Source organism: Salipaludibacillus sp. CF4.18 (genome assembly GCF_051262595.1).
GTDB classification, from domain to species: Bacteria; Bacillota; Bacilli; order Bacillales; family Salisediminibacteriaceae; genus Salipaludibacillus; species Salipaludibacillus neizhouensis.
Map to the genome: position 1 here is coordinate 1 of NZ_JBIMEV010000020.1, position 16,805 is coordinate 16,805.

13 protein-coding genes and 4 pseudogenes are annotated in these 16,805 nt (G+C 36.1%); 6 read left to right on the plus strand and 11 right to left on the minus strand.

What is annotated here, in order from left to right; genetic code table 11:
• Window positions 1–43: 43 nt before the first annotated feature.
• The 7 genes and pseudogenes from ACHABW_RS13275 to ACHABW_RS13305 all read right to left on the minus strand — a co-directional run bounded on the left by ACHABW_RS13275 (window position 44) and on the right by ACHABW_RS13305 (window position 5,897).
• Window positions 44–601 (minus strand): tyrosine-type recombinase/integrase, encoded by a 558-nt coding sequence (locus tag ACHABW_RS13275; protein ID WP_435755760.1) that lies wholly within the window; start codon window positions 599–601, stop codon window positions 44–46.
• Between the two features lie 42 nt (window positions 602–643).
• Window positions 644–958: a phage integrase SAM-like domain-containing protein gene (locus tag ACHABW_RS13280; protein WP_435755761.1), complete on the minus strand. Its 315-nt coding sequence runs from the start codon at window positions 956–958 to the stop codon at window positions 644–646.
• Window positions 959–1,467: 509 nt separating this feature from the next.
• Window positions 1,468–1,563: pseudogene (locus ACHABW_RS13285) on the minus strand (Gfo/Idh/MocA family protein); the annotation flags it as partial.
• A gap of 70 nt (window positions 1,564–1,633) precedes the next feature.
• Entirely contained in the window at window positions 1,634–3,094 is a 1,461-nt protein-coding gene (locus tag ACHABW_RS13290; RefSeq protein WP_435755762.1) for an MFS transporter, read from the minus strand.
• A gap of 1,749 nt (window positions 3,095–4,843) precedes the next feature.
• Complete coding sequence (locus ACHABW_RS13295; protein ID WP_435755763.1) at window positions 4,844–4,969, minus strand: hypothetical protein; 126 nt, start codon at window positions 4,967–4,969, stop codon at window positions 4,844–4,846.
• A 14-nt stretch (window positions 4,970–4,983) separates the two neighbouring features.
• Window positions 4,984–5,408: pseudogene (locus ACHABW_RS13300) on the minus strand (tyrosine-type recombinase/integrase).
• Window positions 5,409–5,417: 9 nt separating this feature from the next.
• On the minus strand, window positions 5,418–5,897 hold the full coding sequence (locus ACHABW_RS13305) for a tyrosine-type recombinase/integrase (RefSeq protein WP_435755764.1): 480 nt from the start codon (window positions 5,895–5,897) through the stop codon (window positions 5,418–5,420).
• Window positions 5,898–6,325: 428 nt separating this feature from the next.
• Here ACHABW_RS13305 and ACHABW_RS13310 point away from each other — a divergent pair, with 428 nt between their 5' ends.
• From ACHABW_RS13310 to ACHABW_RS13330, 5 genes are all read left to right on the plus strand, one after another.
• The gene (locus ACHABW_RS13310) at window positions 6,326–6,706 is read left to right on the plus strand and encodes a hypothetical protein (protein WP_435755765.1); all 381 of its coding nucleotides are present in this window, start codon (window positions 6,326–6,328) and stop codon (window positions 6,704–6,706) included.
• Window positions 6,707–6,848: 142 nt separating this feature from the next.
• Window positions 6,849–7,094 carry a hypothetical protein gene (locus ACHABW_RS13315; protein WP_435755766.1) on the plus strand — a complete coding sequence of 82 codons (246 nt, stop codon included), beginning with the start codon at window positions 6,849–6,851 and terminating at the stop codon, window positions 7,092–7,094.
• A 612-nt stretch (window positions 7,095–7,706) separates the two neighbouring features.
• Window positions 7,707–8,297 (plus strand): GIY-YIG nuclease family protein, encoded by a 591-nt coding sequence (locus tag ACHABW_RS13320; protein WP_435755767.1) that lies wholly within the window; start codon window positions 7,707–7,709, stop codon window positions 8,295–8,297.
• A 401-nt stretch (window positions 8,298–8,698) separates the two neighbouring features.
• A complete protein-coding gene (locus ACHABW_RS13325; RefSeq protein WP_435755768.1) occupies window positions 8,699–9,880 on the plus strand; it encodes a hypothetical protein in 1,182 nt (393 codons plus the stop codon).
• Between the two features lie 327 nt (window positions 9,881–10,207).
• Window positions 10,208–11,839, plus strand: coding sequence for a nucleoside hydrolase-like domain-containing protein (locus ACHABW_RS13330; protein ID WP_435755769.1), 1,632 nt, complete (start codon window positions 10,208–10,210; stop codon window positions 11,837–11,839).
• A 409-nt stretch (window positions 11,840–12,248) separates the two neighbouring features.
• Here ACHABW_RS13330 and ACHABW_RS13335 read toward each other — a convergent pair.
• From ACHABW_RS13335 to ACHABW_RS13345, 3 genes and pseudogenes are all read right to left on the minus strand, one after another.
• A pseudogene (locus tag ACHABW_RS13335) lies at window positions 12,249–12,409 on the minus strand (DUF4317 family protein); the annotation flags it as partial.
• 488 nt (window positions 12,410–12,897) lie between these two features.
• Window positions 12,898–13,671, minus strand: a complete 774-nt coding sequence (locus ACHABW_RS13340) for an adenylate/guanylate cyclase domain-containing protein (protein ID WP_435755770.1) — start codon at window positions 13,669–13,671, stop codon at window positions 12,898–12,900.
• A gap of 33 nt (window positions 13,672–13,704) precedes the next feature.
• Window positions 13,705–15,198, minus strand: coding sequence for an adenylate/guanylate cyclase domain-containing protein (locus ACHABW_RS13345; RefSeq protein WP_435755771.1), 1,494 nt, complete (start codon window positions 15,196–15,198; stop codon window positions 13,705–13,707).
• 165 nt (window positions 15,199–15,363) lie between these two features.
• Between ACHABW_RS13345 and ACHABW_RS13350 the strand changes: the two genes are divergently transcribed.
• A complete protein-coding gene (locus ACHABW_RS13350; RefSeq protein ID WP_435755772.1) occupies window positions 15,364–16,020 on the plus strand; it encodes a Pycsar system effector family protein in 657 nt (218 codons plus the stop codon).
• 483 nt (window positions 16,021–16,503) lie between these two features.
• Here ACHABW_RS13350 and ACHABW_RS13355 read toward each other — a convergent pair.
• Window positions 16,504–16,755, minus strand: a pseudogene (locus ACHABW_RS13355) (recombinase family protein); the annotation flags it as partial.
• Window positions 16,756–16,805 lie beyond the last annotated feature (50 nt).

Genomic DNA, 16,805 nt, shown 5'->3' on the forward strand with positions numbered 1-16,805 from the left:
AATGTGGTCTTTTCTATGCTTAAAAATTACTGGTGTAAAGAATCTATATATCCATCGTATTAAGTGGGTTGTACTTTTCTGATTGTTGTTTTAAATCATGACCCCATAGAGCCAAATACTTCTGTGTCGTATGCAAACTGGAGTGTCTCATAAGTTTTTGAAGTGTAAACACGTCCATTCCTGCCATAAGACAGCGGTGAGCAAAAGTATGTCTGAATGTATGAGCAGATAAACGAACGTCTCTGAAATTCATGATTTTTTTAAGTCGCTTGAATACATTTTTAACTGCATCCTCTGTCATTCGCTCGTTTCTTATGTTTGTAAAAACACATTCACTCGGGTTATCAAAATACATCTCACAATACAGTTTGTAGGCAGATAGTTCTTTCACCACTCTTTCTGTTAGTGGAATGGTTTGCGATTGTCGTGCTTTCCCAAACACAGTCAATTGATACTCTTTAAAGTCGATGTCTGACCATTTTGTATTACACATTTCACCGAGTCGAATGCCTGTCCCTAAAAGGAAGAAAATAATAGTATGGTCACGATAAGCCCAGAACTCTTTTTCGCGTTGCTGTATCTTTCTGTAATAATTTAGCATTTGCTTGATGTGATAGTCTTTAAAGACATTAATTTGAATGTCCTATTTACTTTTTTTGATTTTGACTAATGAACTTTTAGTAAGAATTTCCGATTCTAGCATGTAGTTGAAGAATGCTTTTGTCCGTTGGATTTTTGCATTAACAGACACGACATTGTTTCCTAGTTCCTTACTACAATAGAGGAAATACTTTTTCATGGTGTTTGGTGTCACATCTTCTACATTGACTACACCTTGTTCAGAGAGATAATTGAATAGTTCACGCATCATTACCATGTAACCGTCTAGCGTTGATTTTGTTACATTCTTAAATTCTCTATCATTCAAAAAATCCTCAACTGCAAATTTTAATAACAAAAAAACCACCTCACGTTTTCCGTGAAATGGTTGCTGCTGTAGAAATAGGTTGCAAGTGCGACCAGTTTCTTTTTATTCGTTGCTAAACGGCTGTAACCGTTGATATGTAAGGATTGGTGACCCGTACTGGATTTGAACCAGTGACCCCTTGCCTGTCAAGGCACTTGCAAACTCTCAAGTCGGGTAATCCAATCATACAATGCAAAAGTTCCTTATGTAACCAACACAGTATTTTTTAGTGTGAACATTGCGTCAATATTAGATATATCATTAGTGTTCATTCTCTTGGGTACAAAAAGCTTAAAAAGTTTCTTCATCCCTTTATTTAATTTATCAATATTTTCAATAGGAATATATTCTGCAACGTACATCACAAGTAAGTTAACATCCACGTCCTTTGGAATGTCATTTCTCCATAAATTCCTACTATCATATTCTAAGTCTAGCCTTTCTTCATGTAGAAACCGTGGGATGAATTTGGGTTTCGTGTCGCATTCCTCATTAAAAGGTTTACTATCATCTACAACAATCTTTCCTTTATACCCTAAAATTTCAAAGTGATCTGTTCCCATCACATCATGTGTACATGTAACAAATACACCCGTTAATTCACAAAATTGACTGAAAGTACTGTTTCAATTTTATGAAGCTCTATTACACGCTAATCAAGCCGTATTAATTTGCAGCTTTTTCTTTTTCCTCCGCAATCTTTTCTTGAATCTCCTGCATTTTCTCAGCGTCCAATTGATAGAACTTCATCGCAATAATCGAGATCAGCCAACCAATCACCGGAATACCAAATGATATAATTAAAGTTATATATAATAAAGCGTCTGTTAGCGGATCGCCAATTTGCGGAAACTCCTCTGTATAACCAATGATTGCAACAAGGAAACCAACTAGAGCTGGTGCTAAAGATGAAACTAATTTATCCACAAAAGAGAAAATAGCTGACATCATTCCAGGAATATATCGTCCTGTTCGATACGTTTCATAATCGGAGGCATCAGCTATCATCGGGATAACAATAGATGGTGTCAGTGTTCCTACCCCTCTGCCAATACTGTAAAGTACTAGGAAGGTAATAGTCGCAAAGCCATAACTTTCAAAATTTGCGATACTTGGGTCATCTACTATTAAGAAAAAGGCAGCTAGAGCAACAAAAGAGATAGCGCCAAGCCACGAAGCATTGACTAATGTTTTTTTCATACCCGCTTTTCCAGCATACTTAACACCTAAAAATGTGATTATAAGACTTGGAACAATGATAATTAGGGATACCGTTCCACTTAATGCAAAGTTCCCTAATAAGATACCGAAAAGCATGACCATCACCGGTTGTTGCATCATAACAGACGACGCTAACTTGTCAGTCGAAGCTGAAATAACGAGCATTTGCATTGGACGGTTCCCTTTTAATACAGGCCAGTAATCTCGAAACTTTGTTTTTGTAGTTAGTTCTGCTAAACCATAGAATTCTTTACGGTCTTTCTGCCAAATCGCAAAAAACGCTAATACTGTCAATACACCTGAAAGAATAACCGCAATCGTATTTAATTCTACAAACAATGGCATTGTAAAACCACCGTGTTTTTCTACTAGAAAGGATGCAACAAAAATTTGACCCAATGTAAACAGACTAATGTTATAAACAGAATCAAATATAGTAAATAACGGACGTTGTTTCGGATGATTCGTCAACACTGTTTGTGCTGCTCTTGTAACAGCTGTTTGCATCGTATACCCAACAATATAAATGGCATGTGTCACAATAAAGTAAATTAATAGTCCTCCCTCAGGAATATGGTGCATGTTGTACATTAAAACGAACGAGAGTGCTAATATAATGTTACCAATCACCATAACCGGACGGAATTTGCCGAATTTCGTTTCTGTTTTATCAATAATGAAACCAATAATCGGATCTGTTACGCCATCAAATGCACGCATAGCCGTTAAAATAGTACTTACAACGACAACAGCTAGACCAGCAACTCCTGTGGCGTAATACGTAATAAACATCATTGCAAACATATAAATGTTCGTCGCTGTATTGTTAAAAGTAAAAAGGCCAATTTGCCATAACTTTGCTGTGTGATACCTGCTTTGTTCCATATCGATCGTTTTGCTACTCATCGTAAATCCCCCTTAAAATTACTCTCTTATCGGAAAACGTTTTCAAAATAAGAATAAAAACAATAAATCAGCTGCTATCACTAACTACTGTTGCTTTCAGCTATAACATCCGTTTCAAGGTTCCATCCTAAAAAAGTTAATTTGTTTTGTATACAAACTAACTTGACATAACATACATGACTCATTCATTTCCCCAACTAATACGCCTCCTCCTCCCTTAACTAACACCAAAAAGGGAATCGCTTCCATATTTTTGACTATTCTAAGAAGCCACTTATATAATATACAAATAACTTATAAAATTCATTAGCCTAAACTGTTCACTTTCAACCTGAAAATTGACTGAAAGTGCTTTCAATATAGCCTGTTGTAAATGTTAAATTGAGAAGGGGGAAGTCCTATTGAAAACATTTCTTCTAGCTCTATTATTTGGTTTTCTTGGGGCTGTAGTATTTATTTTAAAATTTTTTTTAATCTAATTATTTTTTCCGTTATTATAAGTTATTATTTTTGGATTACATTTTTTGTGAATTTAACATTCAGAAAAGCAAAGGATAAAAATGAAATAGATGAGAAAATTGACGAGCTGGGAGCGTTTTATAGGGAACTATTTAGAGACTTTTTTGAACCTAAAGGCTAATAAATGAAAAATAAGTTGATTCAATTCCAACTATTTATTTCAAAGAACTATTACTATTATTTTAAATACATGACTCCTGGTAAACTGTAGCTTATAATAATAGTGGTTTTAATTTCCGGAATAGCAAAGAGTCTTATTGAATTTTCAGTTATCACAGAAGGGAATTTTTTTTTTATATTTAAAGATGTTGTTGATATTACTTATTTTTATGTTACTCTTTTAGCACTGATATATACTATTTTTAGTCTTAATGTTGCTATTACTTCACTTTTTAAAGAGTATCTAAATAAAAGTAAAGTCAATAATGAAACGGAGATTAAAGATAAAATTGACAGGATCGAAAGACAGAACGAAGAAATTATTAAATTGTTGAGTAAATAAGGTGTTATTTTAAAAACTATATTATCTCATTCTGTCATGTTATTAATTTGATTGATTATTATAAAGCGGGTGCATATTCCCTATGAGAATCACTAAATACAATGAAAATTGCTGCAGAGTAAAAGGATACTGTTCAGCAGAAAAAGGATTAAACAATCAGGTGCGTTTGTGGAAGATGAAAAGCCTAATTCCTCGCTAAAAATGCGGAGGAATTAGGCTTTTTTATCTTTCAAAATCCTTAACGTTGTCAACACTAACATCATCCATTGGTAAATGCATTGGCGATAAGTGGTAAATCAAGTGGCGATAGCTGGTAAAAAATATGACTGAAGTGGTCATTCTTATGGTCGTAATCAGTACCCATCATTGTTGATACTCGTAAGTTTTCTGCTACTAGTGCACAAGCACAAGTTAATAAGAAACTGCGGAATATGAAACAGTACATTTGAGGTAATGGGTAACCAGTGGACTATTATCGATGTAGATAAAACAAAAGTTGGTTTATTTATATGGATGGACTGCCGAAAGAATTTAACTAGAATCAATTCTAAGGTAAATATCGTACACTAAACTATCATCTGAGAGAGTGTAATGCTTAGGTGGTATATTTACCCTCTAGGCATGTTAAGTCTTCTAATCGATAGTTTAATGTAGAATATTACAAAATAAAGAGGAGGGACAGTAAGCCCTCCTTTGAATCATTTAGATTTAATTTCTGCTAGTAGTCTTTATTTAAAATCTTCTAATTTCTCAAGTAACTTTTTCTTTTTATGAACATCACTCATGCCATTATGACGAAAACTAACAATATCCATTTCGATACTTTGTACATCAGACTTTTGTAATTTATTCATTTATATTCCTCCAATTAAATATCCATGTTATTCAGTGGATTGTACTTTTCGCCTTGTTCTTTCAAGTCTTGACCCCATAGTGCTAAATACTTTTGAGTGGTGTGCAAACTATTGTGTCTCATAAGTTTCTGTAGAGTAAATACATCAATTCCTGCCATCAGACAACGGTGAGCGAATGTATGCCGAAACGGTGAGCCGATAACCTTACATCTCTAAAATTCATAATTGCTTTCAATCGTTTGAACACATTTTGAACTGCGTTTTCTGTCATTCGTTCATTTTTCAAATTAGTAAAAACATATTCACTTGGATTGTCAAAATGCTTTTCGCAGTAATGCTTGTATGCAGATAATTCTTTTGCAATTTTATCAGCCATTGGAATCATTTGTGTTTGTCGTGATTTACCAAAGACGGTAAGTTGATATTCTTTAAAGTCAATATCTGACCACTATGTATTACACATTTCACCTAGTCGAACACCTGTTCCTAATAGAAATAAGATAATAGTGTAGTCTCGGTATGCCCAAAACTCTTTTTCTCGTTGTTGTATTTTTCTGTAGTAATTTAACATTTGCTTAACGTGATAATCGGTAAACACGTTAATACGAATATCTTCTTTACTTTGACTAATTTTAGCCATCGGACTTTTACTAATAACTTCTTCCTCCACCATGTAATTTAAAAAGGCTTTTACTCGTCTAATCTTTGCATTAACCGATACAACGTTATTACCTAAATCTTTACTACAATAGAGAAGATACTTTTTCAACACATTAGGAGTAATATCCTCCACATTCATAACTTCTTGATCAGTTAAATAGTTTACAAATTGTCTCATGATCACTTTGTAAGTATCTAATGTTGCCTTTGTGACATTCTTAAACTCCCGATCATCCAAAAAATCTTGAATTGCAAATTTTAATAACAAAAAAACCACCTCACGTTTTCCGTGAAATGGTTATTGCTGTAGAAATAGGTTGCGAGTGCGACCACTTTCTTTTTATTCGTTTCTAAACGGCTATAACCGTTGATGTGTAAGGATTGGTGACCCGTACTGGATTTGAACCAGTGACCCCTTGCCTGTCAAGCAAGTGCTCTCCCGAATCCTTCTATATCAACGGTTTGAAGCGTTCTAAACGACCTTGACCACTTGCCTTCATGATGGTATTTTCTTATTATAAAGTGGTCGCAAGACGAAGTCAAGTAGTCATGGACAGACCTCTCCAATATGGATTAATTTACAATTTTTTTATAACAGAATTGTAAAATTATATACACTTTTAGATTATTATGTTATATAATAATTTCAAGATTTACCTCGCTTTACTCACACTAACCTCGAAAGGAGCCACGCTCATGCATGATAATGATATTGATTACATGACCTCGGCATATAAAGTTCTCTATGAAATTGAAACCCTTCTAAAGTACAATATCCATTCTACCTTTTATAAAAGACACGGTTTGAGGTGGGAAGAATTTGTTACCTTTAAAAAACCACTGGAGATAATGTTTTTCCGTGATGTCCTCACCTTATATCTAGAACACCCTCTTTTTAAGAACTACTTCGACAACGAGGAAATTATTCTTCTTCTCAATCTAAGGCCCATCCGTAATGATATTGCCCACATGAAAGTTATTACCACAGAAGAATATGATTTGTTGATAAAATGTTGCCATATTGTTAAACAAAAAAAGTGTAGCGATCAAAAGCGGAGACATGAGGTTCTAACCTGAAAACAACCTTATTTGTAAGTCGACAAGTGCTTGAAGAACTTCTGTGATATTTAATTAGTACAAAATTCTGCTGAAAAGAGACTGTATGTAATGATAATTCTTAACATTTAACAATTCTAAATATGTTTAGGGAGGACTATCTATGAAAAATAATTTAATAGATTGTGAGGAAATATTTAGAGATAGAAAACGTTGTGTAGCAAGAGGGAGTTTACCTAAAATAGAAAAACAAATATATGATTTTTTCATCAATTCCAATATTGAGGTTAATCAAGAGATCCCGCCATTTCAAAAGGTTGCGGAGCGCTATGGAATTACAGTAGAGGCAGCTAAACAAAAGATTTTAGAAATAGAGTGTGAAATAGAGAAGTTTATTAATGAAAATTAAGAATGTATGTACTGCTAAGTTCACGTAGTATTATTTAGAGACTTCGTCGAGACGAGAAAGATATATAGTTCCTTTTGAGCATAGAAAATACTTTAACTATAAGTATCTATAAAGTGAATGTCGAGACGTCTCCTATATGAGAGTTGTTAGAAATTTTGACACCAGAAAAAGACAAAGTTGTTGGAATGGAGCATCCGTAACTAATAGTAAATTCTAGATATTAGGTTGTGTTAGCTTTAAAATAATCTATTGCAATAATTTATTTTTAATAGTATACTTAAACATAATAGAATTAAAAAAATATGTGAGGAGTGAACTACATGCAAACCGCCTTCTATGAAGGCGCACTTATACTGTATACCTATGATTTAGTTTTAGGGATAGACTAATATTGGTCTATTATTTACAGGGTTAAGTGTGTCTTCTGCAGGGTGGATTGTGTGTGGTTCACTCCTTTTTTGTGTTGTTTAAGTTGTAGCTAAAATAAGTAATCTAAAACAATACTAAATCAAATTCAAAAATAGAAAGCGGGGTGATGAAGTTGCTGAAAATCGTAGTGTCGGGCAATAATATATTGTCGAGAGTGAGGGCTTACACTAGCTTTAGATATCATTGTCTAATCAAGTATTCAAATGTAAGTGGAATGAAATCGAAGAATATCAATCACAACTAAAAGAAGTAAGCGGTTTGTATTATTGGTATCTAACATATAATCCGCAAGAACTGCTATATGTAGGGGAAACAACCGACCTATTGAGGCGATTCAAGCAGTATCAAAAAGATAAGCGAGAAGGAAAGAATAATCAAAGTATACTAGATTTGATTGAGGCTGAACCAGACAGTATTATGATAGCATTTCAACCAATCGATACTCATGGCCTGGATAAGATTGAACAAAAGAGACATCTGAAGAAAGAGGAAGCAAAGTTCATTCAAGATTGGATACCGTTGTTCAATATTGAAGAGAATCCAAGACGTCTAATCCATCCGATTCAAAAAGTAATAGGACAAGTTGTATCGAAAGCCAATCGAGAAGTAACGTTTAACCAGATGAGGGAGTATCTATTCCGTAAATGGAAGGGAAATGTATCCTATGAGCAGATTGATGAGGCTCTTGCAAATAAGCAAAATCATCTATCGAGATATTGTAAAACGAGTCAAAAGCAGAAGACGCTCAATCTTAAGGATAAGAAAACAGCGTAAGCAAAGGAATGAGTATATAAGGTCGTCACCTTTAGGTGGCGAGTGACCGAAGGGAACGAAGGAGCTTTGCGACTGACCTAAATCTTTGTGAGCGAAGCGAATGTTCTTGATCTTTTAAGTAAGAGCTGAGTTTTATAGCATGTTTTTGAAGAGGCTAATGCTATTAATCATCAATAAAAATCAATCTAATCAAAGGCAAAAAAACTGTACCGAATCGGGATACTAATATTTATATATTAGGAGGTCGATTCGGTACAGAAATTCATAGCCTAAAACATCAATAAAAGTAAAACTAATTTGAGCATAGAAGCGTTCAATTTTGAATCTTAAATTTGAAAGGAGGAGTGAATTACATGGCTGCTAAAAATAGCGAATCTTAGTCATGAGAAAAGGGAATTATTTTGAAAAAAGAATTTACATTAGCAGAACTGGTAAAGGAGTATGGGAGCAAAGCACAAAAGCAAACATTAAAGAAGATGGGGAATCTTACAGGAAAAGAATTTACCCTTCTCCTCAAATCAGCTGAGACTGACTGGGAATCCTGTGAATTTGAAGGTAGAGGCTCAAAGCGGATTATCACATGCAGTGGAAAACGGTCAAAAAAAACTGAACGGGTTGATAAGCGTTCTAACAATGGTCAGGGGCAGTTAATTGGTGAGTTTGAATTGAACTCGCTTGTGGTGAACTATCTGATTCAGAATGATAATAAAGTAAGTCCTATGAGTACAAATAGATGGATATCTCAGCTAGGTATTGTTGATAAAAAGCTAATTGGTTCGTTATATGGTACTAGAGGAATACATCTGGAGAATCTTCAAGAGCAGTTCTACAAGGGGATTGAAGATTACACCAAGGATGATTCAGATATTGATATGCTTGATGAGTTTCTTAAAGTGTTTATGAAAAGCTTGAGATCCAGCATTGTATCAGTGTTTAACAAATTAGCCAAGGCTAACGTAATAATCCATCAAAAAGAGAGATGGGGATGTACGACCAAGAACAATTATAGGAAACTTAAACAAAATGAGATTAAAGAGATAGCTAGTATTAGAAGAGCATTACTCAATGATTATGGACTTAAAGGAAACGACCTGTTTAAGTCTAATAAAAAAGAAGTTAAAGCTTTCAAGGTCGAATTCGAAAAACAATTAAGTAAACAGTTGGATTTGAAATTCGATTATGACGCTCACTTTTGTGTAATACAGGATAGTGACTTAGGAGTAAGAGACTACCTGCATAGATTACGTGAAAAAGGAGATTTGGATTTCACATTTGGTTTAACCGAAGAATTTGTTTTTACCATGACTCAGGTCTACAAGGACAAGTATAGTGAACATTCATTGGAACTTGCATTAGGACGAGAAAAGAACACCACTAACAGGTTTGAGTCAGATAGAATCAGGAGCATAAAGATTTTGAAACAATATGCTCCAATGTGGGAACTGTTATTGAAGTACTTCAGGTGCATGAGTAGTATGAAATCAAATCCATCTGCAGTAAAAATTGAAGAAGCTACTATTGTTAATATTGATGGGGTTGAATTTGAAGTTTCCAATGGATCAGCGAAAATGTACTTAAACTAAAGGTGGTGTCAAGAAGGATTAACGCCCTTTTATATAGAAGTTATTCTACTAACGAGACAGTTTAGAAAGGAGTTCTGTTGATTTACAATTATCTTGTATTTTTACATTTATTTTTTTTATGATTTAGTTCAAGACTGTAATAGAAGTCTATTATAATGTTTGTAACCGCTTTTAAAGTCTGGTATAATATCAACATGATATAGGAATGTTACCGAACGGGCATAACCTAAACCAAGGCAAATGTAAAATTTGCCTTGGTTTAGGTTTTTTTTATGTCTTGATTCGCTACTTCTATATTAAATTTATGAAATAGAAAGGAAGAACAAGATGAAGAAAAGTACTCAGCTTTTACTAATGTTGCTACTTAGCGTATTTTTCATTACAGGTTGTAATAGTAACAGTGAAACAGATACGGCTACCAATGAAGAAAGCGGTAACATTGAAAATGGGGAAGTGAATAAGGATACGGAAGGAACGGAGGAGACTTTAAATGCTAAGGCTCGTACGGTTATTACAACAGATGGAGAAGTGGACGATATGAACTCTGTCCTTCGTTATCTTTTGTATGCGAATGAAATGGAATTAGAAGGTATTGTTCTTACTAGCTCCATGTATCATTATGCTGGTGATGAAGAGCAAGGAATCGATCCGTTCAGATGGACAGGAACAGATTGGTTATTCGAAATGATTGATGCTTATGAAGAAGCATATCCTAACTTAACAACACATGCAGAAGGTTATCCTGAACCTGAATTCTTACGAGAAAATACAAAAATAGGTAACATTTCTAATGTAGGTGAAATGGAAGAAATAACAGAAGGATCGGAGTTCCTAAAAGAATTATTCTTAAATGAGGATGAAAGCGATTTATATGTTCAAACATGGGGTGGAACAAATACTACTGCGAGAGCTTTGAAATCTATCCAAGATAAATATGAAGGTATGGAAAATTGGAAAGAAATTAAACAAGCAGTTAGTGATAAGTTAATTTTATATATCATATTAGATCAGGATGATAGCTATGGATCTTATATTGCAAAAGAGTGGCCGGAGATTAGAATTATTAATGACCGATCTAACTTCTGGCATTTTGCTTATGCTTGGCAATTTCATACAGAAGAAGTAAATAGCAGACTACAAGGTGATTGGAATAACGAGCATATTAAAGGTCATGGAAAGTTATTAGATATGTATGCGTTAATGGGCGATGGCAACATCATCGAAGGAGAATTACCAGAGGAACAACGTGGTAGTGAAGAATATCTTGAAAACAATCCACAATATAATCGTTATGATTTCATTTCTGAAGGTGACTCACCATCATTCTTCTATTTAATCGATAACGGATTGAGAAGCTTAGAAAATCCTTCATACGGAGGATGGGGCGGCCGATTTGGTGCAGAAAGTGACAAACTATTTAAAAATACGGTGTTAGATTATAATCCTTACACAGAGCGCTATGAGGCAGAGTATTCATTAATGCGCTGGTTTGACGATATTCAAGATGATTTTGCAGCACGTGCAGACTGGGTAATCGAGTCTGACTATGCAGATGCGAACCATAATCCTACACTTACAGTGGAAGAAGGATTAGATTTAGAAGTGGAAAAAGGGCAAGAAATAACGCTTCATGCAAACGCTACTGACCCAGATGGTGACAACTTAACTTATAGCTGGTGGAGATATTTTGAAGCAGATACGTATGAAGATTCAAATGTAGAGCCATTAGAAGTTGAAAAAGAAATGGCAGGTGACCTACAATTAGGCCTTCACCGTAACTTAGCCGAGGGTGAAGTTACGAACACAATTGAGCTTTCAGGAAGCGATACAGACACGGTGACCTTTACTGTACCTGAAGATGCTAATACTGGGGACACGATTCATATTATTGCAGAAGTAGAAGATGACGGTGCACATGGATTAAAGCAGTATCAACGTGTGATATTAACAGTAAAATAAAGAACAAAAAATCGTTTGTGGACTTTTAAGTCAAGCAATGGCTGATACTATCACAGATACCTTTTGATTTAAACCAGTAATACTCTCTTAAATATTTACCTAATAATTTGTTATTCGTTCATCTTCTATAGATTGGATTAATTACTAATCCTGAGTGATCTAACAAATAATTTAAGATTCGATTTTTAAATCAAAGTTAATAGGAGATGCTTAAACTTAAAAAGTGATAGCCAAATTTTTAAGCATAAAAGAGGCTTCTCACAAGTTTATTAAACTTGTGAGAAGATTCTTTTACTTGATAATATTTTGAGAAAGACTCAACGGATGGTATAAGGGTTGTCACACACAAAAAAAAGGTCCAGAACAGTCAGTCCTCCTAACGAAAAGGCACTTTCAGAACCACGGCAAGTTACTCCCCTGACTCCACACCAAAAGCCTCTGGAATCATCGTAAATCCTTCAATAACAGTATCTTCCTCAACTTCGATCATCATGTAACGTTTGTTGTTTAAGTAACTTGTTTTACATACCTTAAATCTTGTGGACTGATTGAAATGTTTGCAATTTTTGTGTATTGGAGCGGGTGATTGAATGTAGGTCGCAATTCATGACATAGTTCCAATATATTCTAATAAAACCCGTCTTTTATATTGTCTGTAACAACGTTCCTAGCACTCTGAATTCGGAGTGATAACTCAAGAGTTATCAGCTTGACAACGATAATATAGTTATGCAATTTTGTTAATTATTTGGTTAAGACGGGTAGTATAAAATGTGTTACTGATGTTGAAAATTAACTGAAATTACCTACATAATAATTGAAATAGGCTCCATCAAACCAAGAATGATGGAAGCCTGAAATTCACTTATACTTTTTTATGAAGTCTATAAGTGCTTGAGTTAAAATATCTTGAAAACGAAACTGTGGGAATTTCTCTTCTTATACAATTAATCCTTCTGTCAAAATGTTTACCATTTGCAATGAGTAGCTAATTATTGACTATAGTCAATATATACCCCAAAAAAGAAGCTCACACACGTGAACTTCGTTCTATCTTACTATTCGTTTTCAGATGCCCAATCACCAAATTCTACTCGGTGAAAGTTACCGGTGTAGACTGATCCGTGTTTTGAATGATTACGTAGGGTAAGGAAATCTTGGTAGGTCTGCTGTTCGTCAGCGTTGGCAATGTAGCTACCCGCTCTTAAAAAAACTGCTTCTGTGACGCAAATCGGATAATCAAAGTCTTTATGAGCCAATCCACACATTTTCGATGCTCGGTTTACCACATCTCCCATGTATATCAAATCGTTAATGGCACTTCCGCTGAATCCGGCTTTGATAACCAAAGCTCTTCCGAGGGCTATCCCGATTCCTGCTTTTAACTCTTGGAAGCCATCCCATTTTTGCTTGAACTTCACGTTCAGTACTTGCATCATGCCATTGCACATGGAAGCGGCTTGGAGGGCTTCGATGACTGCTGATTGACTAGTATCTTCTTTTCCTGCGAACATCGCAGAGACACAATCACCCACGATGTTGATTTCCTTACACGTTTGGAAACTGTTGACGATGGCAACAATCTCACTGATATACGCTCGGTAGATGCGTGCTAGGGTCTTCGATTGTCTTCCTTGCGTCTTTATTAAGTCCGTAGAACCTCTTAAGTCGATAAATAAGGAAGCACATTGCACATATTTACCGCTCTTATACGTCAAATCATCCTTTTTAGGAATGTCATCTGCTTCTTCGTAAGTGGCGGAGCTTGTCAAGATATCGTCGATTCGGTTCAAGCTGTTGTCAAAAATAAACTTCTGGTAATTACCTCGCATAGTTGGATGATTCCTCTCTATCTATCTATCTATCTATTCTATTAAAAAACCAGGGTGATGCACAATTTTATGTTCCATTCCTAACTCCTTGAGGACACTTCGAATTTTAAGAATTTTCTCCATGTCCGGCTTCTTAATTTCGATGTAATAGAGAGCCGCCTTCAAATACTCACGCTCTTTTCCCACTTTTTTGATAATCGGCACCGAGTTCGACGTTATTGGGATATAAGCCGAAGGCAAATCTTGCGTCAACTGTCCCACAAGAATTTGAAAAGCTAACTCGGACTCATCCTTCCCATGTAAATACGTCACAATTTGCCATACGGAGACATCGAAATCGACAGTTCCCGCTTTCTTGCCAATTTCCGCTCCTAGATTTTGAACTTCTTTTAGTTCAACCAGAAAATCCGGAAGTTTCATATGGTCGGTTTGCTCTCTGAGAGCTTTCACCCGAACATCATAGACGACCTCTTTTTTCTTGTAAGCAATGATGTTTTCGATTTCCTGTTCTTTCCTTTTTAATTCTTCTTCTTTTTTCTTCACGGCTTCTTCCCGGTGACTGAGTTCTTTTAGCTTTTGCTCGGCTTGTCTTTCTTTGGCGGACACTGTCACTTCCCGGAGAACGACCTGTTCAAAATGGCTTAATAACCCGCCGACTTTTGATTCCACACCCTGAACAATGTCTGTAATGATTTGAGCCTTATCAATGCCTTCTGATTCCGTAGAGCCCTCAGATGAAGAAGCTGTTGCCCGTTTCTCTGCAGTTTCCTCCCCAAGCTCTTCTACTAGCTCTTTCAGGTAAAACTCATGGATACCATACCCTTCAAAGAGACTGTCGCCTTTTACACGGTATCCTTTTTTCCAAATGGGGTTGCCTTCCGTATCGGTTTTCAATTGTTGAGGAAGTTTGTCATAAAAGCGTTTGGTCACGAAGACTTCGTTGGCTTCTGCCAAATCGGTGTGCTTGCTCGCAACATTAGCGGTCTTCCCTGCCCATACCAAATCCCGGGAATCTTCTCCTTGATGTTTCATCCCAATCGAAGTGGTTAAGACTCGTCCGGTATCCAGTCCTATTCCACAACCAATTTCTTTGTTGTTGACATTTTTTCGGCACAAGGGATTGAAGAGATATTCAACCACGGTTAAGATGGCTTGTGCGGCAATCATGGCTTTATGCACAGAGCTTTCTTCGGCATCATCTACAAAAACACCCATCACTCGGTCACCGGCGATTTGACGAACTCGACCACCGGTTTCATACACGCACATAGACATGGCTCTGGCAAAGGCTCGGTAGATTTTCGCCATATTCCTCGCTTGGGATTTGTCCGATAGTTTCGTAGAGCTTCTGATGTCCACGAACAGGATGGTACAATTCGTAATAATCAGCCCACGGTTCTTATCCGGCAAATCCTGTGTAGAAGGAACGACATCTCCAGTAAAATCATTGACTTCCATATCGGTTGTAAAGATGCGCTCAATCCGTGTTTCGATTTCATTGAATTTCGCCTTGCTGACACTCGGCATGTTCTGACCCCACTTTCTTATGAACGAATATTCTTATTATAAGACCTGGGAGCCAATATCGCTAACGAAAACATGTATTTTCCACATTTGTTTTCTCTTGTATTCCTGGTCAGAAAGGCTTATAAAGGAAGTAGCCCAAATAGGCGTTATAAGGAGGAATGACTGATGCCAGACAGCACTAATAATTCACAACCACAACCCGCTCCAGGTGCTGAAGATTCTCAGAACGCCCAGCCGACACCCGTATTAAGTCATGCGGAACAAAAAGAGGAGTCATTAAAGACGCTTGAACGCATAAATTTCTGGATTTCGAATTGTGATACCAAGATTTCCTTTTCGTTAGCGTTTGCCGGCATTTTATTAGGAGGCTTCTTCTCCAGCAGCATCATTACTGGCTCGCTCACGAAATTGATAGATAAACTCATCAAAATCAATGATATCGAGAATCAGTGGGAAATGCTGCACATCGAGTTCACGACCCTTGTACTCATCATTTTTGTCATCTTAATGATTGTGAGCATAACCTATCTATTCCGGGGTATTAAGGGTTCAATTGACCCCACAGTCTACCAGCAGTCCAAGCTGACGACGAATTCGAATCTGTTTTTTGGAAGCATTCAGAGCAAGTCCTTCGGCGATTTCAAAGATGCGATTGAAGCACAAACGCCGGTAGAGATTCAGAACGATTATTTATCCCAAATCTACATCAATTCGAAGATTTGCCAACAGAAATTCAATCTCTACAACGAAGGGGTTACCTACCTAATCTTTTCGACGGTTACGTTCATCATCTTGAACACACTGTTCTTATTCATTCGATAAGATTCCTTAATTCTTCTAAAGGTTTTGAAGGCTACCTCAGTCCCGTTCAGATAAATAGGGTTTAACAAAAAACACACCTTTTTACGGGTGTGTTCTGCTTTATTTCAAGGGTGGGTCTTCCAAGCTCACGCCTAGTCCGGCGGGGAGATGTCCAATCCTTCTCTTTAAGAGCAGGGATATCCAAAAGATCACGATTGGAATTATATTGGTGAGGCAAATGTCTGACTATCTGAATCAGTAATAGTGATGAACACGATACACTATGAACTGAAGTCGGGGTATAGCTATTTATCTACTGCCGCTCTCACAAGTACTTCAAATATGTATTATCCAGATGTTAAAGAAGACGAAGGGATATACATTGTTGGGAAGATATTGGCGCTTTGAAACATCAACAATTTACAGAAGTATTTGATGAGCATCTAAGAGTATTCTTTCGGGAAGGAAGTATAAATAGGAGTTTTGTATGGTCTTACACTATCTATCGTTCCACTCGTTTAGAATCATCTCTTTGTTACGACCTAGTCTATCTAATGAATGAATGTATAATGTATCTCCACTACGCAAACGCATTTTCAATGCTTGGTATTGAGGTCTATTGAAGTCCTTACCACTTTGCTTATCAATATGGATATCAAGTTCATCAATTCCCTGAGCATACATGCTATCTATTTGTCGTGATTCATTTTGGTCTTTACTGCTTACTCGTACATATCCAAATTCTTTGTTATCCATTGTTAATTCCGCCTTGGTTGTTTTGGGGTATGGTTTTCACATTTAATAGG

Coding starts and splice junctions, on each gene's coding strand:
- ACHABW_RS13275 (WP_435755760.1), bottom strand. CDS start 601: ATGCTAAATTATTACAGAAAGATACAGCAACGCGAAAAAGAGTTCTGG.
- ACHABW_RS13290 (WP_435755762.1), bottom strand. CDS start 3,094: ATGAGTAGCAAAACGATCGATATGGAACAAAGCAGGTATCACACAGCA.
- ACHABW_RS13295 (WP_435755763.1), bottom strand. CDS start 4,969: ATGAATAAATTACAAAAGTCTGATGTACAAAGTATCGAAATGGATATT.
- ACHABW_RS13310 (WP_435755765.1), top strand. CDS start 6,326: ATGCATGATAATGATATTGATTACATGACCTCGGCATATAAAGTTCTC.
- ACHABW_RS13315 (WP_435755766.1), top strand. CDS start 6,849: ATGAAAAATAATTTAATAGATTGTGAGGAAATATTTAGAGATAGAAAA.
- ACHABW_RS13330 (WP_435755769.1), top strand. CDS start 10,208: ATGAAGAAAAGTACTCAGCTTTTACTAATGTTGCTACTTAGCGTATTT.
- ACHABW_RS13340 (WP_435755770.1), bottom strand. CDS start 13,671: ATGCGAGGTAATTACCAGAAGTTTATTTTTGACAACAGCTTGAACCGA.
- ACHABW_RS13345 (WP_435755771.1), bottom strand. CDS start 15,198: ATGCCGAGTGTCAGCAAGGCGAAATTCAATGAAATCGAAACACGGATT.
- ACHABW_RS13350 (WP_435755772.1), top strand. CDS start 15,364: ATGCCAGACAGCACTAATAATTCACAACCACAACCCGCTCCAGGTGCT.